General features: G+C 70.7%; 15 protein-coding genes. 6 read left to right on the top strand and 9 right to left on the bottom strand.

Annotated elements, in window-relative coordinates:
- The first annotated feature begins 24 nt into the window (after positions 1 to 24).
- The 3 genes from JJ683_RS00075 (at position 25) to JJ683_RS00065 (ending at position 4,604) form a co-directional block, all read left to right on the top strand.
- Positions 25 to 1,239: an acetyl-CoA C-acetyltransferase gene (locus tag JJ683_RS00075; protein WP_200170659.1), complete on the top strand. Its 1,215-nt coding sequence runs from the start codon at positions 25 to 27 to the stop codon at positions 1,237 to 1,239.
- 40 nt (positions 1,240 to 1,279) lie between these two features.
- Positions 1,280 to 3,415, top strand: a complete 2,136-nt coding sequence (locus tag JJ683_RS00070; protein WP_200170658.1) for a 3-hydroxyacyl-CoA dehydrogenase NAD-binding domain-containing protein — start codon at positions 1,280 to 1,282, stop codon at positions 3,413 to 3,415.
- Between the two features lie 154 nt (positions 3,416 to 3,569).
- On the top strand, positions 3,570 to 4,604 hold the full coding sequence (locus tag JJ683_RS00065; protein ID WP_200170657.1) for an isopenicillin N synthase family dioxygenase: 1,035 nt from the start codon (positions 3,570 to 3,572) through the stop codon (positions 4,602 to 4,604).
- A 36-nt stretch (positions 4,605 to 4,640) separates the two neighbouring features.
- Here JJ683_RS00065 and JJ683_RS00060 read toward each other — a convergent pair whose 3' ends face one another.
- Entirely contained in the window at positions 4,641 to 5,339 is a 699-nt protein-coding gene (locus JJ683_RS00060; RefSeq protein WP_200170656.1) for a hypothetical protein, read from the bottom strand.
- 301 nt (positions 5,340 to 5,640) lie between these two features.
- Between JJ683_RS00060 and JJ683_RS00055 the strand changes: the two genes are divergently transcribed.
- On the top strand, positions 5,641 to 6,927 hold the full coding sequence (locus JJ683_RS00055) for an acyltransferase (protein ID WP_200170655.1): 1,287 nt from the start codon (positions 5,641 to 5,643) through the stop codon (positions 6,925 to 6,927).
- Between the two features lie 45 nt (positions 6,928 to 6,972).
- On the opposite strand, the gene JJ683_RS00050 is transcribed toward JJ683_RS00055, so the two are convergent.
- The 4 genes from JJ683_RS00050 to JJ683_RS00035 form a co-directional block, all read right to left on the bottom strand.
- The gene (locus JJ683_RS00050) at positions 6,973 to 9,318 is read right to left on the bottom strand and encodes a 1-acyl-sn-glycerol-3-phosphate acyltransferase (protein WP_200170654.1); all 2,346 of its coding nucleotides are present in this window, start codon (positions 9,316 to 9,318) and stop codon (positions 6,973 to 6,975) included.
- On the bottom strand, positions 9,311 to 10,723 hold the full coding sequence (locus JJ683_RS00045; protein WP_200170653.1) for an HAD-IB family hydrolase: 1,413 nt from the start codon (positions 10,721 to 10,723) through the stop codon (positions 9,311 to 9,313). Before JJ683_RS00045 ends, JJ683_RS00050 begins: the two co-directional genes overlap by 8 nt.
- A gap of 33 nt (positions 10,724 to 10,756) precedes the next feature.
- Positions 10,757 to 12,334, bottom strand: coding sequence for a wax ester/triacylglycerol synthase family O-acyltransferase (locus tag JJ683_RS00040; protein ID WP_200170652.1), 1,578 nt, complete (start codon positions 12,332 to 12,334; stop codon positions 10,757 to 10,759).
- Positions 12,335 to 12,525: 191 nt separating this feature from the next.
- Complete coding sequence (locus JJ683_RS00035) at positions 12,526 to 13,866, bottom strand: alpha/beta hydrolase (protein ID WP_200170651.1); 1,341 nt, start codon at positions 13,864 to 13,866, stop codon at positions 12,526 to 12,528.
- A gap of 182 nt (positions 13,867 to 14,048) precedes the next feature.
- Here JJ683_RS00035 and JJ683_RS00030 point away from each other — a divergent pair, with 182 nt between their 5' ends.
- Positions 14,049 to 14,483 carry an SRPBCC family protein gene (locus tag JJ683_RS00030; protein WP_200170861.1) on the top strand — a complete coding sequence of 145 codons (435 nt, stop codon included), beginning with the start codon at positions 14,049 to 14,051 and terminating at the stop codon, positions 14,481 to 14,483.
- 48 nt (positions 14,484 to 14,531) lie between these two features.
- On the opposite strand, the gene JJ683_RS00025 is transcribed toward JJ683_RS00030, so the two are convergent.
- Positions 14,532 to 15,947, bottom strand: a complete 1,416-nt coding sequence (locus JJ683_RS00025) for an amidase (protein ID WP_200170650.1) — start codon at positions 15,945 to 15,947, stop codon at positions 14,532 to 14,534.
- Between the two features lie 210 nt (positions 15,948 to 16,157).
- Here JJ683_RS00025 and JJ683_RS00020 point away from each other — a divergent pair, with 210 nt between their 5' ends.
- Positions 16,158 to 17,714, top strand: coding sequence for a flavin-containing monooxygenase (locus tag JJ683_RS00020; protein WP_307810598.1), 1,557 nt, complete (start codon positions 16,158 to 16,160; stop codon positions 17,712 to 17,714).
- Here JJ683_RS00020 and JJ683_RS00015 read toward each other — a convergent pair.
- The 3 genes from JJ683_RS00015 to JJ683_RS00005 form a co-directional block, all read right to left on the bottom strand.
- On the bottom strand, positions 17,663 to 18,334 hold the full coding sequence (locus tag JJ683_RS00015; protein WP_200170648.1) for a DUF3239 domain-containing protein: 672 nt from the start codon (positions 18,332 to 18,334) through the stop codon (positions 17,663 to 17,665). The two genes, JJ683_RS00020 and JJ683_RS00015, sit on opposite strands and share 52 nt — an antisense overlap.
- Positions 18,335 to 18,398: 64 nt before the next feature.
- Positions 18,399 to 20,090, bottom strand: coding sequence for a DNA repair helicase XPB (locus tag JJ683_RS00010; RefSeq protein ID WP_200170647.1), 1,692 nt, complete (start codon positions 20,088 to 20,090; stop codon positions 18,399 to 18,401).
- A 26-nt stretch (positions 20,091 to 20,116) separates the two neighbouring features.
- Positions 20,117 to 22,072, bottom strand: a 1,956-nt coding sequence (locus JJ683_RS00005; RefSeq protein ID WP_200170646.1) for a helicase-associated domain-containing protein, incomplete at its 5' end; no start/stop codon positions are given.

The following is a 22,072-nucleotide window of genomic DNA, read 5'->3' as shown; positions in this document are numbered from 1 at the left end:
CGTACGAGAGAGGATTGAATGCCGATGACTACCGAGGCATACATCTACGAGGCGATCCGCACGCCGCGCGGCCGCGGCAAGAAGACCGGATCGCTGCATTCGGTAAAGCCGATCTCGCTGGTCACCGGCCTGCTCGACGAGATCAAGGTGCGCTTCCCGGACGTCGACTACGACCGGTTGTCCGACCTGATCCTGGGCTGCGTCACCCCGGTGGGCGACCAGGGCATGGACATCGCCCGCACCGCGATCACCGCGGCCGGGTACCCGGACACGGTCGGCGGATTCCAGCTCAACCGCTTCTGCGCGTCCGGGCTCGAGGCGCTGAACCTGGCCGCGCAGAAGGTGCGCTCCGGCTGGGACGAGCTGGTGCTCGCCGGCGGTGTCGAGTCGATGTCGCGGGTGCCGATGGGCAGCGACGGTGGCGCGTGGGGCCTGGACCCGGCCACCAACTACGACACCGGGTTCGTACCGCAGGGCGTGGGCGCGGACCTCATCGCCACCATCGAGGGCTTCGACCGGGAGACCGTCGACGCCTACGCGGCCCGTTCGCAGGAGCTGGCGAAGAAGGCGTGGGAAGCCGGCTACTTCGCCAAGTCCATCGTTCCGGTGAAGGACCAGAACGGCATCGTGGTGCTCGACCACGACGAGCACATGCGCCCCGGAACCACCGTGGAGGCGCTCGGCGGCCTCAACCCGTCGTTCGCCACGGTCGGTGAGATCGGCGGCTTCGACGCGGTGGCGCTGCAGAAGTACCACTGGGTGGAGAAGATCAACCACGTGCACCACGGCGGCAACTCGTCCGGCATCGTCGACGGCGCCGCGCTGCTCATGGTCGGCTCCGAGCAGGTGGGCAAGGACATGGGCCTGACGCCGCGGGCACGTGTCGTCGCCACCGCCACCTCCGGCGCGGACTCGACGATCATGCTCACCGGGCCCACCCCGGCGTCGAAGAAGGTGCTGGCCACCGCAGGCCTGACCATCGATGACATGGACCTGGTCGAGATCAACGAGGCCTTCGCCTCGGTGGTGCTGCGGTTCCAGAAGGACATGAACGTCCCGGACGAGAAGCTCAACGTCAACGGCGGCGCCATCGCGATGGGGCACCCGCTGGGTGCCACCGGCGCGATGATCACCGGGACGATGGTCGACGAGCTCGAGCGCCGCGGCGGCCGCTACGCGCTGATCACGCTGTGCATCGGCGGTGGCATGGGCGTCGCCACCATCATCGAGCGCGTCTGATCGTCACCGGCGGGAATTCCTGAAAGGGCAACACGAACACATGACTGACAACATCATCGCCTGGGACATCGACGCCGACGGCATCGTCGTGCTGACCATCGACGACCCGAACCAGGGCGCGAACACGATGAACGAGCGGTACCTGTCGTCGATGAAGGCCACCGTCGACCGCCTCTATGAGGAGAAGGACGCGATCACCGGCGTCGTGCTCACCTCGGGCAAGAAGACCTTCTTCGCCGGCGGCGACCTCAACAACCTGCTGGCCGTGCGCAAGGATCAGGCTGCGGAGATCTACGAGCACAGCCTGGCCGCCAAGGCGGACCTGCGCCGGCTCGAGACGCTGGGCAAGCCCGTCGTCACCGCGATCAACGGCGCGGCGCTGGGCGGCGGCCTCGAGATCGCGCTGGCCACCCACCACCGCATCGCCGCGGACGTCAAGGGCGTCAAGATCGGCCTGCCGGAGGTCACGCTGGGGCTGCTGCCCGGCGGCGGCGGCATCGTGCGCACCGTGCGGCTGCTCGGCCTGCAGAACGCGCTGATGGGCGTGCTGCTGCAGGGGCAGCAGCGCGGCCCGGCCGCTGCCAAGGAGGTCGGCCTGATCGACGAGGTGGTCGACTCGGTCGACGCGCTCGTCCCCGCCGCCAAGGCGTGGATCAAGGAGAACCCGGAGAGCGGCGTGCAGCCGTGGGACGTCAAGGGCTACAAGATCCCGGGCGGCACCCCCGCCACGCCGTCCTTCGCGGCCAACCTGCCCGCGTTCCCCGCGAACCTGCGCAAGCAGCTCAAGGGCGCCCCCATGCCCGCGCCGCGCGCCATCATGTCGGCTGCCGTCGAGGGCTCGCAGGTGGACATCGACAACGCGCTCGTCATCGAGGCGCGCTACTTCACCGAGCTGGTCACCGGCCAGGTGGCGAAGAACATGATCCAGGCGTTCTTCTTCGACCTGCAGTCGATCAACTCGGGCGCCTCCCGGCCCGACGGTGTCGAGAAGACCCCGATCACCAAGGTCGGAGTGCTCGGCGCGGGCATGATGGGTGCGGGCATCGCATACGTCTCCGCCAAGGCGGGCTTCGAGGTGGTGCTCAAAGACGTGGAGCAGGCCGCCGCCGAGCGTGGTAAGGGCTATGCGGAGAAGCTCGAGGAGAAGGCGCTGAAGCGCGGCAAGACCACCGACGAGAAGTCCAAGGCGCTGCTCGGCCGCATCCGCCCGACGGCCGACGCGGCCGACTTCGAGGGCGTGGACTTCGTCGTCGAGGCCGTCTTCGAGTCCGAGGAGCTCAAGCACAAGGTCTTCCAGGAGATCGAGGACGTCGTCACCGAGGACGCGCTGCTGGGGTCGAACACCTCGACGTTGCCGATCACCGGCCTGGCCAAGGGCGTCAAGCGCCAGGAGGACTTCATCGGCATCCACTTCTTCTCGCCGGTGGACAAGATGCCGCTGGTGGAGATCATCCGCGGGGAGAAGACATCGGACCGCACCCTGGCGAGGGTGTTCGACTACGTGCAGGCCATCCGCAAGACGCCGATCGTGGTGCACGACTCGCGCGGGTTCTTCACCTCGCGCGTCATCGGCACCTTCATCAACGAGGCCATCGCGATGGTCGCCGAGGGCGTGCCCCCGGCCACGATCGAGCAGGCCGGCCAACAGGCGGGCTTCCCGGCCGCGCCGCTGCAGCTGTCCGACGAGCTCAACCTGACGCTGATGCAGAAGATCCGCAAGGAGACCGCCGACGCGGCCGCCGCCGAGGGGCGGACGCTGCCGGCGGACCCGGCCGGCGACGTCATCAACGCGCTGGTCGACGCGGGCCGCACCGGCAAGCTCGGCGGCGCCGGGTTCTACGACTACGCCGACGGCAAGCGCGCCGGGCTGTGGTCCGGGCTCGCAGGCATCGTCGGCGACGCCTCGTCGAACGCGCCGCTGCAGGACCTCATCGAGCGGATGCTGTTCATCGAGGCGATCGAGACGCAGAAGTGCTTCGACGAGGGCGTCATCGACACCACCGCCGACGCGAACATCGGCTCGATCATGGGCATCGGCTACCCGGCCTGGACCGGCGGCGTCGCCCAGTACATCGTGGGCTACGAGGGCGGCAAGGCCGGCTTCGTCAAGCGGGCCAAGGAACTCGCGGCCACGTACGGCGAGCGCTTCACCCCGCCGGCGAGTCTTGAGGGCTGATCCGCGGGGCCGATTTCTTCGGCTCCTTCACTGCGGCGGGGCCCGGCGCGTCTTCGGATGCGCCGGGCCCCGCCGCGTTGCGCCGCACCGTCCCGCGCGCGTCAGAAGCCCGGGTGCCGGCCGTACAGTGGTCGGTGCGCGAGAAAGGACCGTCATGGCTGCCGATGCGACACCGCCCATCACCGACCTGCCCACCATCGACCTGGCCGCGCTCGACGCGGGCGACCCGGCGGAGCTGCGTGCCCTGCGCACCGCGACGCACGGGATCGGGTTCTTCTACCTCGTCGGCCACGGCGACGAAGCGACCGCGGACGCGGCCGACGAGCTGATCGCCGCGGCACGGGAGTTCTTCGCGCTGCCGGAGAGCCGCAAGCGTGTGATCGAGAACGTGCGCTCGCCGCACTTCCGCGGATACACGACGCTCGGCGGTGAACGCACGCAGGGGCGCGTGGACTGGCGGGAGCAGCTGGACATCGGCGCCGAGCGGGCGGCGACCCCGCCGGACCCGCAGCGGCCCTGGCGGGTGCTCGACGGGCCCAACCTGTGGCCCGCGGAGGTACCCCGGCTGCGGCGCGCGGCGCTCGACTGGATGGCGGGGGCAGGGGCCGTGGGCATGCGCCTGCTGCGAGCGTGGGCCGTGTCGCTGGGTGCGCCGGCCGGGCATTTCGACGCCGCGTTCGCGGACCCCGATCCGCTGCTCAAGATCGTCCGGTACCCCGGGCGAGACGGGGCCGCGAGCGGGCAGGGGGTGGGTGGACACAAGGACGTGGGCGCGCTGACGTTGCTGTATCCCGAGCCGGGCACATCCGGCCTGCAGGTGGAGGCGGATGGACGCTGGATCGACGCGCCGCCCCGGCGGGGGAGCTTCATCGTCAACATCGGCGAGCTGCTGGAGGTGGCCACCGACGGCTACCTGAAAGCCACCAACCACAAGGTGCTGCCGCCGTCGGAGGGCAACGACCGGATCTCGCTGCCGTTCTTCCTCAACCCCGGATTCGACCAGGCGCTGCCGCCGGTCGCCCTGGAGCCGGCGCTGGCGGCCGATGCGCGCGGCGTGGGTCAGGACTCCCATGGGGGCCGACTGCACGCGGTCTACGGGCTCAACGCGCTCAAGTCGCGGCTGCGGGCGCACCCCGACGTCGCCCGGCGCTACCATCGGGACCTGCTGGAATTGCCCGAGTTGCGGTGAAGTCGGCGTCGGCAGCGGCCGAGGATGCGCCCGTGCTCAGCCGATTATCTTCATGATCGCGAAGGCGGCCCCGACGGCCCCGGCGACGATGAGGAGCGCGGACACCACGCGCGACGCCGTCGGCAGGATGTTCTCCACCCGCACGATGAGCCGATGGCCGGCATCCTGCGAGCACAGGGCGAGGGCCGCGAGCAGCGCGGCCACCGGCAGCAGCGCGATGAGGACGAAGACGGCGGAGAGCCCCAGCCGGGTGGCCGTGTCGTGTTTCGCCATCACGGCGATCGCCCCGTAGAAGGGCGCGGAGGTGAGCGACTGCGCCCCCCAGGTGATTACGCCCAGGACGAACGCCAGCGCCGGATGCACCTTCCTGTGCACCGGAAGGGCCAGCGGCGGCTTGGCGAAGCCGCGTGCGGCGACCGCGATCACGGCCAGGGCGATGAGCAGGCCGAGGACGGCCACCACCGTGCCGGACAGCGCGTCGATGGCCCGGTGGATGATGTCGAGGATCACCGTGAACGAGAACGCCAGCGTGAGCGCCAGCCCGCAGACCCCGCCCACCATGAAGGCGACAGCAGTGCGGATATAGGCCCACCGGGAGGCGCTGGAGATCCACACGTACGACACGGCGAGCAGCGCAAGCACGTTGACCGAGTCCACCGCGGCCAGCGGAATGATCGATACGAGCGACTTCATGCGTGGGTGGTCCGCCTGTGCAGTCAGGATGGTCGTGGTCACGGATCGGCCCCGAGAGGCGGTTCCGGCAATCCATCCTCGCAGTGCCTCCGGGCGGCCGCGCGCCGACCCGCCTGAAAGCGGCCGGATCCGGGCGGCCGGCACCGGTGTCCGCCTGGCCCGCGCGGGGTCCGAACATGACCGAGGTCATATCCGGTCCGCCCGAATGCCCGCGAAACTGACCATTGGGTAGCGTTGGGCGGTCGACAACCGGATGAGGAGGAAGGTGCGCCCCACGTCTACGCGCTCCGCCGGCTGCGGCGGAACTGAGCACCTCGTGGGCCGCCGCGCGCGCATTCACAGTGTGGATCTGATCAGAGTGTCGCTGTTCACGCTGGTCCTGATGGTGCACGCGACCGGCTCGATCAACTGGGACGCGGACCACGTGCGCGGCATGCAGTTCTTCACGATGATGGTGCACTGCGCACGGTACGGGTTCGTGTTCGTCACCGGATTCGTACTTTTCCTGGCCTACTACCGCAGTCCCATCACCGCATCGGCATTCTGGCGGCGGCGCTACGGATTCGTCGCGGCGCCGTACCTGGCCTGGTCGGTCATCTACGTCATCACCGGCTACGTGTTCGTCCGTGAGCCGTGGCCCGACACCGGCGCGGTGTTCGGCGACATAGGGGCCGCGATTCTGCAGGGCAACGCGAAGTACCAGATGTACTTCCTGCTCATCTCGATGCAGGTCTACCTTCTTTTTCCCCTGGTGCGGATGTTGCTGCGCCGTACCGAGGGGCACCACGGCAAGGTGATGGCGGGCGCGGCGGCGGTGCAGGTCGGCGTGTTCGCGCTGTTCAGCTTCTACCATCCGGACCTCGACTGGTACGGGCACATGTGGAAGGCGCTGCCCACCTACGCGCTGTTCCTGGTGGGAGGCGCTCTGGCGGCCGTGCACTACGAGCGTTTCGCCCCGTGGGCGCGCCGCAATCGGCGGTGGCTGGTGCCCCTGTCGATCGCCGGCGCGGTCTTCACGGTCGTCATGTTCTTCGCGACCACGGGCGGCGGGCACATCCCCGGTCTCGCCTACGCGGCATGGAGCGTGCAGAACCTTCCGTGGTACCTGGCGGCCGTGGCACTGTTCTTCATCGTCGCGCAGGCGTGGGACGACCGGCGCGGCGACGGAACGGGATGGGGCGCCCGGTTCGTCGATTACGGGGCGGTGCGCGCCTTCGGGATCTTCGCCGTGCATCCGCTCGTGATCGATCTCATCCACCAGTCCGGCTTCGTCGACTGGCTTTACGCCACCTACCCGGGCACGACGCTGCAGCGCAGCATCCTGCTGGTGCTGGTCACCCTGGTGGCCAGCCTGTGCCTGGTGGAACTCATCCTGTACACGCCGCTGGCCCGCATCCTCGTCGCGCATGACAGGATCCGGCCGCGGCGGAAGTCCACCGAGACCGCCGCCGACCACGCCGCCGCACCGACGGTGGGGCCGGCCGACGACGTCCCGGAATCGCGGGTCGCGGCTGCGACGGACCCGGCTTCCGTCGCTCCGGTCGCGAGGGTCCCGGAGCGCGACGGTGCAGGGGCCGGAGCCGCCCCGGCACGCGGATCCGTGGTGCGCGCGGGGGCGGCGGCCAGGTAGGCCACCAGCGCCCGGCTCAGACCGGCCAGTGTGAGCCGGGCGGTTTCACGCTGTGCGCGACGAGTCCAGGTCGAACAGTTGCGCATGCGCCCGGGAGCGGACCATGACGATCGCGTCGATGATCGATTCGAGGTGTGCGCGTGCGGCACGCCGCTTGGCGACCTTCGCGTCCGCGTCCTCCCCGGGGTCGAGCAGTCCGGCCTCGCTGAGATAGGTGTAGCCGCCCTCGAGCATCGCCTTGCCCACGGACGATTCGCCGACGATGAGCTGACGCTCGAGTGCCGTGCGCCCGTAGCGCAGCGACTTGGCGATGATCTCCTGCTTGTCGGTGGCCTCGTCGGGGGCCAGGCCGGCGACGACGGTGGAGACGATCCACCGGGCCTCGATGAACGGCAGCAGGGTGCTGTGGGCGACCAGCGGCCGGAAACCGCCCAGGAGCGTGTGCACCGGTTCCTCGCCCGGCCGTGCGAGGGTGACGCGCCAGTCGGCGTCGTGATCGGAGAGCGCCTTGTCGACGGCCCGGCGGAACTCGTCCGCCGAGGGCAGGAAGAAGGTGGCACGGAGCATCGCATGCAGCTCGTCGGCGGTCCTGTCGAAGGCCTCCACGCGGGTCTCGGCGGGCGCGGACGCGACGGTGGCCACGCACACCTCCGCCACCGCCTTCTCGATGAAGTAGTGCACGATCGTGTTGCGGTAGTAGCCGGCCACCAGGTCCTGGCCCCGGCCCAGCCCGATCAGCTCCACTGATGCGCCGGTGGAATGGCGCAGCACGCCGGTGCCCAGGGCGTTCTGGAACAGCGTTTCGCCCGTGGCGAGGTCGCCGTCGCGGAGGGGGTCCTCCAGTCGGACGCCGCGCGCTTTGAGCCAGCGCACGATCTCGCGCGTCGCCTGATCGAGCTCGACGCGGGTGAGCGCGCGCGGCTGGGTGCCCAGCAGCACCAGGCACAGCAGCGAGGCCATCGTCACGGGTACGCAGGCGTTCGCGCGCCGCGCGACGTCCGTGGACACCTGGCGGAGCAGTTCCGGGGTGGGCTCCGGCGCCACGCCGTCGAGCACCACCGGCTCGGCGAAGTCGAGGTAGATGTCCCCCATCGGTGCCCGCAGGCGGCGGAGGTAGTCGACGAACCAGCCGAGGCTCTCCGTCTCCTTCGGCTTGCCCGCCTCCTCCCGGGCGTACTCGGCGGTCTCGCCGATGAGGTCGTAGTTGATCGAAACCGGGATCAGGTGCAGGTCCTCCGTGCCGGTGGCGTGCGCGGCGTCGATCGCATACTTGAGCAACCCGAAGCGGGGGCGGCCGATGATCCCGCTGCGTGAGCGGGTGCCTTCGAACGACCAGCTCAACGGGAACCGCTTGGCCATGAGAAAGCCGAGGTACTGTCGCAGGGCCAGCTTGTAGACAGGGTTGTCGTTGAACTTGCGACGGATGAATACGGTGCCGGAGCGGCGGCCGGCGTACCCGACTCCGGCGAACGCCATGTTGATGCCGCCTATCGAGTGCGGAGCGGGGAAGTCGTTGTCGTACATCACGGACATCAGTGCGATGGCGTCGATGTATGACTTGTGCGTCCACAGCAGCGCCGACGGGTTGTCCCGCATCATCGCGCGGGCGCGTTCGACGTTCGCGGGATCGGTGACCACACGGCGGTAGCCGAGAGAGGTGATCCAGCGTGTGAGCGTGCCCATCCAGTCGATGAAGAACGTGCTGGGAGTGGCCACGAGCTCCTGCAGGTATGCGTGGGACTCGGTGCGTATCTCCTCTGCGGGGCGGCCGAGGGTCCGGGCCGCATCGGCGACGGCCGCGCGGTAGCCGGCGCGCGCCTCGATGCCGGGGATGACGAACCGCGGCACCTTGTACCGGCGCCCGCGCAGGCCTCGCTCCTCCACGTCGAGCGTCAGATCGGCGTGCCGGGCGATGAAAGCGTCGAACGACTCGCGGTGGACGTCGTCGACGGCTCCGTCGACGACGCCTTCCGCCTCGTAACGGGCACGCAAATCGGCGATGGTCGCGCCCGCCCCCAGCACCACGAGGTGCCGGGCGGGGTCGTCGCGGCGCAGCCGGCGCGCGATCTGGTTGCGTGGCCGTGCCGGATCGCCTAATACCAGGTCGCGAAAGCGCGGGGTCGAATCCTGGGTGCTACGGGCCGGGACCCACGCCCGGCGCACCGGCACGACCGTGGTGTCCTCGTCGGAGGAGGCGACGGCGGCGGCGAGCTCGGCCGTGTCGGGTGCCTCGGTACCACTGAACGAGACCTTGGCGTAGTGGGCGCGGGTGCGGCCGCCGGGGTGGTGGCTCCGTACCCATTCTGCGAGCGCAGCCATTTCCCGGAGGTCTTCGGCGTCGCACAGGAACAGCGTGTCGCTGTCTTCCAGGGATCGGGCCGTGTCAGTCATCGTCGCCCGGCCAATCCGCGAGGGTGTCGAGGTACATCTGCCGCACCTCGGCGATGCGGTCGTCGATCTCGTCCAGCTTCCAGTCGGCGGTGGGGACCGGGGGCAGCACCGCCACATCCACCGTGCCCGGATTGATCGTCACCGCGTCGCGCGCGCCGAGCATCTCCGCGTTGCGGATGACGATCGGCACCACGGGGATGCCGGCGTGCATGGCGATGCGGAACGCGCCCTTCTTGAACGGTCCGACCTCGCGGGTGTCGAGCCGCGTGCCTTCCGGCGCGATGAGCACGGACAGGCCCTTGTCCGCCATCGCCTCGATGGGCTTGAGCGCCTCGACCGCGGACTTGGTGTTGTCGCGTTCGACGAAGGCGATGTCGGCGAAGCGGCCGAACGCGCCGATCATCGGGTCGTCTTTCAGCTCGGCCTTGGCCACCGAGGTGAAGTCCCTTCCGATGAGCGTCACGGCGATGAACGGGTCGAAGCCGTTGCGGTGGTTGAACAGGAACACTGCTGGGCGTGAAGCGGTGAGGTTCTCGCGCCCGAGCACGTTCATCTCCACGCCGTTGATGCGGAGCATCAGCGAGGACCAATTTTCGGTGATGAAGTTGATCGCGCTGCGGCGGTTGCGTGCCAGCAGTCCCTTGGCGGCGCCCAGCCCGGCGATCGGCACGAAGGTGCTGAAGCCGATCAGCGTACGGATCGACGACCCCGCGCCGCGGCTGGACAGCCGGGTCACCGGCCAGCCGCGCTTGCCGGCGACCTTGGCCATCGTCTCGCCCGGATTCGTCGGGCGGGGCTTGCCGACGAGGTACATCAGCGCGACGTCCTCGTCGCCGTCGGCGTAGAAGTAGCTCTGGTCGAGGTCGACGCCGTGGTCCGCGGCGAACTGCTGCGCGGCGTAGGCCTTGGTGTCACCCCAGATGACGGGCTTCGTGACGTGGCCGGTGAGCACCCCGTCCTCGTCTTCGAACCGGTTGCAGACCACGTGCTCGATGCCGAGGGCGTCGGCCACCGGTTGCACCTGGAAGGTGGTGGCGGAGGAGGTGAGCACAACGGTGTGGCCTGCCTCCTGATGCGCGCGCACGATCTCGCGCATCTCGGGGTAGATGCGGCCGGCGACCTTCTTCTTGTACAGGCGCAGCGCCATCTCGTCGAGATCTTCGACGGCGCGGCCCGCCCAGGTGTGCGCGCCGAGGTCGAGCAGCTCTGCGAACGTGTCCGGGTTGAGCCCCCCGCCGCCGACCATCACGCCGAGCGTGCGCAGCACATCGACGGGGCCGTAGTCGCCGGCCTTCATCCGCTCCTCGGTGAGGTACCGCGCGGTGTATCCGGCGACGAGCGTGCCGTCGAGGTCGAAGAAAGCGCCCACCACAGGCCCGTCGGGCCCGCTCGTGATCTCTTCCACAGTGCCGGGAAGTCTGAGGTTCTTGGCCGCCATCTACTTGTCCCCGTCCTTCGCCGCCGGCGCCTTGCGTGCGGCGGACTTGCGTGCCGTGGTCTTGCTGGTGGTCGGCTTCGACGCTGCGCCCGGTACGGGCGAAGCCGCCGCGGCAGCCGGTTCGGCGCTCGGCTTCCGGGGCGGCACCGCAGTGGCGGCCGAGTCCTTCGCCTCCCCCGTGCGCGCCGCTGCGAGCACCTCATCGAACCCGGCGGCCAGTGCCTGCTCGAGCGTCTCTGAGTCGCTGAACGACGCGGTGTCGTAGTTGACACCGACGAAACAGCGGCCGGCGAACGAGACCATCGTGGCCATCATCGCGACGCCCGGCAGGGGTCCGATGGGCACGCTGCGGGTGATGCGGGCCCCGGCGATGTAGCGTTCCGTGACCTTTCCGGGGACGTTGCTGGCCTGCACGTCGATTCCGAGGCTCCCGGTGCCCGCGCCGGCGAGCAGCTGCTGCGGCAGCCATGACAGCACGGGAGCGAGGAGCGCCGTGGGGTCGATGGACGATCCGGAGCGGGCGTGCAGGACGCTCTTGCGGATCGCGAGCATGCGCTTGACCACGTCCGACTCGGACACCGGCAACCCCATTGTGATGGCCGACCACTGGTTGCCCGCCGTGGCATCGCCGCCCGCGCGGGCGTTCACCGGCATGGCGAGGTTGAGTGAGTCGATGGGCACGCCGAGGTGCTCGTGGTAGATGCGCATAGCGCCCGCGATGCCGGCCAGGAAGGCGTCGTTGACCGAGCAGCCGTGCGACTTGGCCGCAGCGCGGATGTCGGCCAGCGGGAAGTCGAGCGTGCTGAAGCGGTGGTCCAGGCCGCGGCGGCGCAGCAGCGGGGAAGGCTCGGCGGCGGCAGAATCGGCGAGCTTGCGCAGATCGTCGATGGTGCGGGCGGCGAATCCCACCGCGCCGCGCGGATCGGTGACGGCGCTGCCCGCGCGGCGGGCGATACCGGCGGCGCGCGAGAGGGACCCGAGCACGAGGCGCTGCGGAAGCCCGCGGACCGCGGACTGTGTCAGCTCGAGGGGGGTGACGTCCTGCGGCACGGGCACCGGAGGCATCGGCTCTGGGGACGGCTCGCGGCTGTCCTGGTGGATCATCTGGTCCAGGAGCATGCCGCCGACGCCGTCGGTCACGGTGTGACTGAGCTTCCAGAGCAGCGCGGCCTTGGCGTCGGGTTCGTCGAGTCCCTCTACCAGTGTGGCCTCCCAGAGGGGACGGCCCGGGTCGAGCGGCGTGGCATGCAGGACCTCGGCCAGATCGAGAAGATCGCGCAGTGAACCGGGGCCGGGCAGCACCATGTGGCGCAGGTGGTATCCGAGCGAGAAGTCGGGGTCGAAGACCCAGCGCGCCGGCGCCAGCGGTAGCAGCGGAGCCACGACGCGTTGCCGCAGCCGCGGCACCACACGCGACGCGCGGTCGATCTGCTCGCGCAGCATCGCGAAATCGGGAACCTCGTCGAGGGTCTCGATGAACATCAGCGACGTCCGTGAGTGGGCGTCCATGTCGGCCCGGAACATCATGTAGTCGAATGCGCTGAGTCTGTCATCGAACTGCACTGTCATTTCGCTCATCGGATGCGCACCCTCCCAGGAGCCGCCACGCTTTCCGCGTGACGCGAGTCGTCATTCGGCTCAGGTTCCGTGCGGCGCCCATTTCGCCCACGTCACCCCAGTGCCGTGGTCTATCGCACAGAAGACCGCGGCTGTGATCAGCATTGCAGGTCGGCACGGAAGATGCTCGGCGAATACTGGTGATCGGGAGGTCAGGCGCGAGTGGCCGCCGCCCACTCCAGGAATCGTTCGATTCCGCGTACCGACTGCCGCGCGCGGATCGAGTTCAGATGGTCGTAGGCGTGCTGCGCCCCGGGGAGCTCCGCGAAGGCGACGACGCTGTCCGAGACCGCGCGCAGGTGGCGGACGAAGTGCCGGGACTCCTCGATCTCGACTCCGGTGTCGTCGGTCCCGTGCAGGACGAAGAACGGCGGCGCCGCGGCGTCGGCGTGCAGCAGCGGCGACGCCAGCGCGAATTCCGCGGCGTGGTCGATGGGGTCCTTTCTGAGGATCATCGGCGCCAGGAAGCGGTCGCGTCGCTTGGTGGCGTGGGCGGTCCCGGACTGTGCGGTGAAGTCGTAGATCCCGTACTGGGGCACCGCGGCCTGGATCGAGGTGTCCGTGCCGTCGGCCAGGTGCGGCTGCAGCCGTGGGTCACCGGGGGTGAGTGCGGCGAGCGACGCCAGATGCGCGCCTGCGGAGCCGCCCGTGATCGCGATGAACGACGGGTCTGCGCCGTACTCGGCGGCGTGCGTCCGCACCCATGCGATGGCGCTCTTGACGTCGAGGATCTGCGAGGGGAACGGATCCTTGGGGCACAGGCGGTAGTTGATGCTGACGCACACCCATCCGCGTGCGGCCATCCGGTGCAGCAGCGGCAGCGCCTCGTAGCGCTTGTCGCTGCCCATCCACATCCCGCCGTGCACGTGCAGAAGGACGGGCGCGGGCCCGGCCTCTCCTCCCGGACGGGTTCCGCTGCGCGATCGGTGGATGTCGAGGCGGCACAGCTTCTCCGCCCGGGCCCGTGCCGCGGGGCTGCCCGCGGAATTGAGTCCGGCCGGGTCGAGGTAGGGGATGTCGTGCAGTACTTCGACGTCGCCGGCCCGCATCGGCACGGGGGACAGGCGCGCGGCGAGGCTCTCCCGTCCGCCGGCGGGCAGCCGGGCGCGGCCGATGGCCTCGTCCAACGCGGAGTCCACCGCGGGGCCCGTGGCCAGGGCCCGGCGAAGGAGCTCGACCTGGCCCGCGATGGTCAGGGCCGACATCGCGGCGGATGCGGCGCCGCGCCGCCGTGCCACGCCGACGGCGGCATCCGCCGCGGAGGCACCGAGCAGGTACGGCGACAGCTCGTTGACCGGGCCGCCTACCATCATCGAGCCCGCGCCCAGCCAGTAATTCGACGGCGGAGCGACGGAGTTGAGTGTCGCCGCGGCGCCCACCCACAGGTGCGAGGGGACGCCGCCCGTCACGCGCGCCGTCGCACGCAGCAGGCCGCGCCCCCGCCCGTCGTCGCCGTGGTTCCGCCGTCCCGATTCACTCGCACGCCGTTTCATGCCCGCTGATGGTATGCGGTGCATCACGATTTGTCGCGGATGAGTTCCGGTGCGCAGACGGGGCTGCAGCCATGGCCGAAGGGGCGGACGCCGACGCGGGTGGCACGATGGCGGGGGACAAGACGGCGTGGGGCGCGTCGGCGCGCAACGGTGCGCCGCGACACGAGCAGAGGGAGTTCACTGTGGGAGAGGTCAAGGCGGTCAGCGAGATCGACATCGTCGCGGAGCCGTCGGTGGTGCTCGAGGCCATCGCCGACTACACGACGGTGCGCCCGAAGATCCTCCCGTCCCAGTACCGCGACTATGCGGTGGTGCAGGGCGGGCGGGGGGACGGCACCATCGTGCGCTGGACCCTGCAGGCCACGAAGAAGCGCGTGCGGTACGTCGAGGCGGCCGTCTCGGTGGCGGGCGACACCGTGACGGAGACCGACGCCAATTCGACGATGGTCACCACATGGACGGTCACCCCGATCGCGGACGGGGCGCGCGTGGCGGTGGAGACCGCATGGGCGGGTGCCGGCGGCATCGGCGGCGTGTTCGAGGGCATCTTCGCCCCGCTGGGCCTGCGGAAGATCCAGGCGGAGACCCTCGCCAACCTGGCCAAACAGGTCAAGTAGCCAGGAGGACCCCCGGCGGCGCACGCCGGTGCCGCCGGCAGCGGGGCCTCAGCTGCGGGCCGGCCACACCGGCGTGATCGGCCAGGGGCGCTCCAGCTCGAGCTGCGCCGCGACTCTGATCAGCAGGTCCTCGCGGCCGAAGGCGGCCACCAGCTGCACACCGACGGGCATGCCGTCGCGGTCCGTGCCCAGCGGCAATGAGATCGCAGGCTGGCCGGTGATGTTGAACGGGCTGGTGAGCCCGCCGTAAACGGCCCCGTGCGTCCAGATGGCCTCCACTGAGCCGGCGTCCAGCAGGCCAAGCGGCGGGGTCAATGCGCCGAGCGTCGGCAGCAGCAGCAGGTCGTGGTCGGCGAAGAACGCGCCGACAGTTCCGGCCACTGCCGCCAGCTTGTCCAGTGCGACGCCGAAGTCGGCGGCGCTCAGCGTCTTGGTGCGCTCGTAGATCATCCGGCCGACCGCTTCGAGGTCGTCGTCGCGGAGCCCGCGGCCGAGCGCGGCCAGCCGGGCGTCGACCGCCGCGGTCATCGACACCGCCATCCCCATCGACATGGGGGCCGCCATGTCGTCGAGCGGGAACGAGGGCGCGCCGGGGGCGACATGGTGTCCCAGTCCCGAGAGCACTGCTGCGATGTCGTCGACCGCCGCGGCGCAGTCGTCATGCACGGGCCGGCCGTCGGGGAAGTGCGTCGTCGTCGCGATCGTCAGCGTGCCGGCGTCGGCCCCCACCTCCGCGGAGTAGGGGCGCGCCGGCTGCACGATCGTGACCGGGGCGCCGATGCGCGGTGCGGAGACGATGTCCAGCAGCAGCGCGGAGTCGCGCACGCTGCGGGTGACGGCGTGTTGCACCGACAGCGGGGCGCCCAGCGGGTTGCCAGCGCAGGTGCGCCCGCGCGACGGCTTGAGCCCCACGAGACCCGTCATGGCCGCGGGGATGCGGATCGAACCGCCGCCGTCGCTGGCGTGCGCGGCCGGAAGGATGCCCGCGGCCACGGCCGCTGACGCGCCGCCCGACGACCCGCCGGGGGAACGGCCCAGGTCGTAGGGGTTGCGTGAGGGGCCGAACAGGGCGGGCTCCGTAGACGCGTTCTGGCCCCACTCCGGGGTGTTCGTCTTGCCGACGACGGCCAGGCCCGCGCGCCGGTACGCCGACACGATCGGGGAATCGGCGGCGGCCGTCGCGTCCGCGAACAGGCGGCTCCCGTTGGTGGTGGGCAGCCCGGCGACATCCGCGCCGAGGTCCTTGATGGCGAAGGGGACGCCGTGCAGCGGGCCCGCCGGCAGTCCGGCGTCCACTTCGGCGCGCACCTCGTCGGCGCGGGTGGCGACGACGGCGTTCACCGTGGGATTGCGCTGCCCGATGCGGTCGAGCGCGAACTCGAGGACCTCGCGCGCGGACACCTCGCCGCCGCTGATCGCCTGCGCCAGGCCCGTCATGTCGCGCGTGTCGAACAGTTCTTCCATTCGTGCTCCTTCGCCGTGGCAGGGGCCGCCCGTCTGGACCGTGCCGCCGTGGACGGCGTCATTGTCGGCCGCGGCGGCGGCCCGGTGCCACCGGAGTCCCTGTGAGCGGGTGACCCTCGTCACGCTGACGGTACGGTGGGGTGCGGCTGGGTGCCGGATCATGCTGGATGCGAGGCGGGAGCAGGCGGGATGTCGGGAGCGGGTGCGGACGTGACGAAAGACGCCGGATCCCGGGTGACGGGCGTCCGGGGGTCTTCCGGCGCGGAAGCGTACGGATTCGCCATCATCGGCGCCGGTCTGGGCGGGCTGGCGGCGGCCATGGAACTCGCGCGATCCGGGCGCACGGACTTCGTCATCCTCGAGCGCGCGGCCGGGGCGGGCGGGGTCTGGCGGGACAACACCTACCCGGGGGCGGCGTGCGACGTGCCGTCGCCGTACTACTCGTTCTCCTACGCGCCCGAGCCGGGCTGGCCGCGCAGGTATTCGCGGCAGCCTGACATCTTCGCCTACATCCGTCGTCTCGTCGGCGAGTACGGCCTGCTCCCGCGCATCCGCTTCGGCGCCGAGGTGACCGCGGCGCGGTTCGACGCGCAATCGGCCCGGTGGGATATCACGCTGGGCGACGGTGAGGTGGTCCGGGCGCGTTTCCTGGTGCCCGCGGTCGGCCAGCTGTCCACGCCGGCGCTGCCACGGATCCCGGGCATCGATTCGTTCTCCGGATCGGCCTTCCACTCCGCCCGGTGGCGGCACGACGTCGACCTCACCGGCAAGCGGGTGGCGGTGATCGGGACCGGCGCCAGCGCCGTCCAGTTCATCCCGCACGTGCAGGCCGCTGCGACGCACCTGACGGTGTTCCAGCGCTCCGCCCCCTACCTGCTGCCGCGTCTGGACCGCGTCTACAGCGCCCGCCACCGCAGGCTCTTCCGCGCCGTCCCGGCGACCCTGGCGGCGGAACGGCTGTTCTGGTGGTGCTTCGCTGAACTGTGGACGCTGCAGATGAAGGGCAACCGCGTGGTGTCCGCCGCATTCCGTGCATGGTCGGCTCTGCACCGCTGGCGGGGGGTGCGGGACGCGGGACTGCGGGAGGTGCTCACCCCCGATTACCCGATGGGATGCAAGCGGGTGCTGTTTTCCAGCGACTACTACCCGGCGGTGTCGCAGCCCGATGTCACGGTCGAGACCGACGCCGTCGCCGAGGTGACGTCCGACGGCATCACCACGGCCTCCGGCACGCGGCATCGGGCGGACGTGCTCATCTTCGGCACCGGATTCCGCGCGCAGGAGTTCTGTACGGCCCTCGACATCCGAGGCGCCGGCGGGGAGGCCCTGGCCGAGCGGTGGGCCGACGGCGCGCGGGCGTACCTGGGGATCGCGGTGCCCGGGTTCCCCAACCTGCTGATGATGTACGGGCCCAACACGAACCTCGGCTCGGGGTCGATCCTGTTCATGCTCGAGCGCCAGGCCGTGTACATCCGGCGCCTGGCCGAGCTGGCCGACGCAGCGGGGGCGGACGCCGTCGATGTGCGGGCGGACGTGGACGACCGGTTCGACGCGGACGTGCAGCGGCAGCTGGCGCACAGCGCGTGGACCGGGTGCGACAGCTGGTACGTCGCCGCGTCGGGCCGCATCTCCAGCAACTGGCCGGACACCGTCTCCGCCTACCGGCGCATCACATCACGGGTGTCGTTGGACGACTACGTGCTGCTCAAGGCGGGTCAGCCGCGCAACGCCTCCGGCAGGTCGCGCTTGGACAGCAGGATCATCTGATTGGGGGACTTGTCCACCTCCGCCGTACGCGGAATGCTGCGCTGGAGCAGGTCCCATTCGTAGCCCGCGATCAGCGACTGTCCCTGGCCGATCACCGACTTGTCCTTGGTGGCCCACGACAACGGCATCAGGCTCGCGGTCTGCCACGACGCGCCCCGGTAGCGGCTGGAACGGTCCTGCAGCACGGCGACGCAGGGGATCTTCGCGCCGACGACCATAGGGTGCCCGGTCACGGCCGTCGCGGTACGCGTGACCAGCGCGTAGACGGGGTCGACGTCGCCGGTGCGCGAGACATTGACCAGCCCGAGCAGGGTGACGCCGTGCCGACGCTTCTCCGCGAGGACGGCGCCGACCAGCTGACTGCGTTCGTACTGTCGTTTGATGGAGCCGACTTTGCGGGGCAGCAGGATCGCCATGACGATGGAGCCGACCCCCATGACCACCAGCGCGGCGGCCAGGATGTACCAGCCGCCTGAGCCGAAGACGGCGGCCGCGACGCCGCCCGCGATCCACAGCAAAGCGACGAGGATCGAGGAGATGCGCAGCCTGCGCAACTCCTGGTAGTTCTCGTTTACACTCTTGGCGAACTTGACATCGACGGGGAACGGCAGTTGACGCACGGCACCGATCTTAGCGGTCGCCTCCGTGACGGTGACCGCCGACGGGGCAGGCCCCGGCTCCGGGTCAGGCTTCGGAGTCGGGCAGGTCGCCCTCCACGTCGGGGATCGGCGGGCCCAGCAGCTCGTCCGCGTCGACGATCCGGTAGGCGTACCCCTGCTCTGCCAGGAACCGTTGCCGGTGCGCCGCGTAGTCGGCGTCGAGGGTGTCGCGCGCCACCACCGAGTAGAAGTGCGCCTGCCCGCCGTCGCGCTTGGGTCGCAGCAACCGGCCCAGTCGCTGCGCCTCCTCCTGCCGGGAGCCGAAGGTGCCGGAGACCTGCACGGCCACGGCCGCCTCGGGCAGGTCGATCGAGAAGTTGGCGACCTTGCTCACCACGAGGGTCCGGATCTCGCCGCTGCGGAACCTGTCGAAGAGCCGTTCACGCTCGGCCGTGCGGGTGGAGCCCTGGATGACCGGCGCTTGCAGCGCGGCACCGAGCTCTTCGAGCTGGTCGAGATACGCGCCGATGACGAGCGTCTGCGCGCCCTCGTGCCGGTCGAGGATCGCCTGGACCACCGGCACCTTCGTCTCCGCGGTGGAGCACAGCCGGTAGCGGTCCTCGGATTCGGCGGTGGCATAGATCATCCGCTGGTTCTCGGTCAGAGTCACCCGGACCTCGACGCAGTCGGCGGGGGCGATCCAGCCCTGAGCTTCGATGTCGCGCCACGGGGCGTCGTACCGCTTGGGCCCGATCAGCGAGAACACGTCGCCTTCCCTGCCGTCCTCGCGCACCAGCGTGGCGGTGAGCCCCAGCCTGCGCCGCGACTGGAGGTCGGCCGTCATCCGGAACACCGGGGCGGGCAGCAGGTGCACCTCGTCGTAGACGACCAGCCCCCAGTCGCGCGAGTCGAACAGCTCGAGATGCTTGTACTCGCCCTTCGATCGACGGGTGATGACCTGGTACGTGGCGATGGTGACGGGCCGAATTTCCTTCTTCTCGCCCGAATACTCGCCGATCTCGTCCTCGGTGAGGGTGGTGCGGTCGATCAGTTCCCGCTTCCACTGGCGGCCGGCGACGGTGTTGGTGACCAGGATCAGCGTCGTCGCCTGCGCCTTGGCCATGGCGGCGGCGCCGACCATCGTCTTGCCCGCGCCGCACGGCAGCACCACCACCCCGGATCCGCCGTCCCAGAACGAGTCGGCGGCAAGCTGCTGGTAGTCGCGCAGCTGCCAGGGATGCGTGTCGGGGTCCAATGCGATCTCGTGGGCCTCGCCGTCGACGTATCCGGCCAGGTCCTCGGCGGGCCAGCCCACCTTGAGGAGCATCTGCTTGAGCCGCCCGCGCTCGCTGGGGTGCACGCGCACGGTGTCGTCGTCGAGGCGGTCGCCGAGCATCGGCTTGATCTTTTTGTGCCGCATCACCTCCTCGAGCACTGCGCGATCGAGGCTGATCAGGGTGAGCCCGTGCGCGGGGTGCTTGACAAGCTGCAGCCGTCCGTACCGGGCCATGGTGTCGGCCACGTCCACCAGCAGGGGCTGCGGCACGGGGAAGCGCGAGAACGTGACGAAGGCGTCGACCACCTGCTCGGCGTCGTGGCCCGCAGCGCGCGCGTTCCACAACGCCAGAGGAGTGACGCGGTAGGTGTGCACGTGTTCGGGGGCGCGCTCGAGCTCCGCGAACGGGGCGATGGCTGCGCGGGCGTCCGCGGCCCGCGGGTGGTCCACCTCCAGCAGCAGCGTCTTGTCGGACTGGACGATCAGCGGTCCGTCGCTCACATGGCCTCCCCGGTCTGCAATGTTCCTCAGTCCGCCCACGATACCGAGGTGATCCGGTGCAGGGAAAACACGTGGCGGGCGCCGGTGACGGCATCGAGCGCCTCGAGGACGCCGCCGTGGAATCCGACGGGCTCGACCAGGCGGTGGATCGCCGTACCCTGCGCGTCCACGTAGCCCACCGACACCGTCCGCCCTGTGCGCGTGGCAGTCTGCAGCAGCGCGACGGTGGCGGCCCCGCCCGCGCGCGTGCCGTCGGCCCGGATGGTGGGTGCGCCGGAGACGCCCTCCGCCTTGTCGCCCGCGCGCATGCCGGCCACGACCTCCGCGAGGGCGGCGTCGCCGAGGGCGGCCGGTCGGGGACGGTGCACGTTCTGCCGCGTCCGGCGCGGCGTCGCGACCCGCGCGCCGCGCGGTCGCAGGTCCAACACGCTGCCGTTCACGTCCTCGCCGACCGCCGCGACGCCGGCGCCGCGCAGGGCGTCCATCAGGTCCGCCAGTTCCAGGGAGGACACGGCGACGGTCGGGGCGAGCCTGCGCAGCCCCAGGTCGGGCAGGCGGGTGAACACCTCGGACAGCAGCACCTCGTCCTCGCACCGCAGGAACGAGTTGGCGAAGCCGATGCGCAGCCGGCCGTACCGGCGGGCCGCATCGTCGACCAGGTAGGTCAGCGCCTGCGGGACCGGCGTGCGCGAGGCGCCGGCGAACAGTGCGTGCAGATCGGAGCCGCTCATCCCGGAGTCCAATCCGGCGCGCAGCGAATCCTCGGTGATCCGGTACACCGTGGCCGCTCCTGCGGACTCGACCTCGGCGACCCGCGCGATCGTGGCTGCGAGCTCCGGTACGAGCGGGCCGGGCGCGATCATGGTGAGGTCGGCCTGCAGCAGCACGTGGTCCACCGGATCCGGCATGGCGGCGGACATCGCCGCCGCCGCCGGGTCGGCCGCCGGGTCGGCCGCCGGGTCGGCCTCGGCGACGGTCTGCTGCGTCAGCGCGCGGCCGGGTTCCGACAGCGCACCCTGCGCGACCACACCCATGTCCTGCGCCTCGGCAAGCAGGTATTCGACGTATCCCGGCGGCATGCGCGCGTGGCGCCGCGGGCGGAGCCACTGCAGTGACGTGAGCAGGTCGGACGCGCTCATGCCGGTGCCGGACGGCTCGGCGCTCAGGCGCCCCAGCACCGCCTCACGGTCGGCGGCGACCCCCGGCGCGTGGAGCTCGGCGGACAGTGCCGGTACCACTTTGTCCGCGGCGTCCCGGGTGCCGATCTCCCAGATGCGCCGCGGCATCCGCAGCCACGCCCGGCCCAGCACCGCCCACCGGCCGGCCGGTTCGAGGCCCAGCCAGGCGTCGATCTCCGTCGACGGCGCCCAATAAGAGTCGGCGGTGTCGTGCTCCGGCACGGGGTCGGGCAGCCCGGAACGGATGAGGTCCGCACGGGCGAGGAGCTCGAGCAGGAACCCGACGCGCCGCTCGCCCAGGGACAGTTCCTTGGCGAGCCGCCGGATCTCCCGCACGCCTACGCCGCCGCTGCGCAGCACCGGCACCGGGCGCGCGCTGAGCGAGTCGAGGACGGCGCGAGCGTGCCGCAACAGCTCCCCGGCCTCGCCGGCCGCGGCGGCGTCGACCGTCCCAGGATCGTGCACCGTCGGCACGATCGGGGGAGGGGTGAGCCTCAACTGCGCGGCGGCCAGGGAACCTGCCGCGGATCGGACGGCGTCGGGCAGGCGGACGGTGTGGTCGTCGACCTTCTCGAGCAGCCCGGCCTGGAGCAGGCGCTGCACCGGGCTCGTCGGTGGTGCGTCGTCCGCGGCGGCCCGCGTTCTGCCGAGCCCGCCGCCGGAGAGCAGAGCGGTCACCATGGAGCGTTCGTCCTCGGGCAGGGCTGCGAGCCGCGCGGCCGTCCCGTCCGACGCCCCGGCGCCGGGACTGCCGGCCGGGCCGTCGGTGCCGCCGAGGGCCGCAGCGAACGCGGCGGGCGGTGC

The sequence above is a fragment of the Tomitella cavernea genome (assembly GCF_016599145.1).
GTDB classification, from domain to species: domain Bacteria; phylum Actinomycetota; class Actinomycetes; order Mycobacteriales; family Mycobacteriaceae; genus Tomitella; species Tomitella cavernae.
The sequence above is the reverse complement of the archived record's forward strand: the minus strand, read 5'-3'. Positions and strand labels throughout refer to the sequence as shown.

Bases quoted from the DNA above. Each gene is read 5' to 3' on its own strand.
- JJ683_RS00035 (WP_200170651.1), bottom strand. From the start codon at position 13,866: ATGAAACGGCGTGCGAGTGAATCGGGACGGCGGAACCACGGCGACGAC.
- JJ683_RS00075 (WP_200170659.1), top strand. From the start codon at position 25: ATGACTACCGAGGCATACATCTACGAGGCGATCCGCACGCCGCGCGGC.
- JJ683_RS00070 (WP_200170658.1), top strand. From the start codon at position 1,280: ATGACTGACAACATCATCGCCTGGGACATCGACGCCGACGGCATCGTC.
- JJ683_RS00050 (WP_200170654.1), bottom strand. From the start codon at position 9,318: ATGACTGACACGGCCCGATCCCTGGAAGACAGCGACACGCTGTTCCTG.
- JJ683_RS00025 (WP_200170650.1), bottom strand. From the start codon at position 15,947: ATGGAAGAACTGTTCGACACGCGCGACATGACGGGCCTGGCGCAGGCG.
- JJ683_RS00065 (WP_200170657.1), top strand. From the start codon at position 3,570: ATGGCTGCCGATGCGACACCGCCCATCACCGACCTGCCCACCATCGAC.
- JJ683_RS00040 (WP_200170652.1), bottom strand. From the start codon at position 12,334: ATGAGCGAAATGACAGTGCAGTTCGATGACAGACTCAGCGCATTCGAC.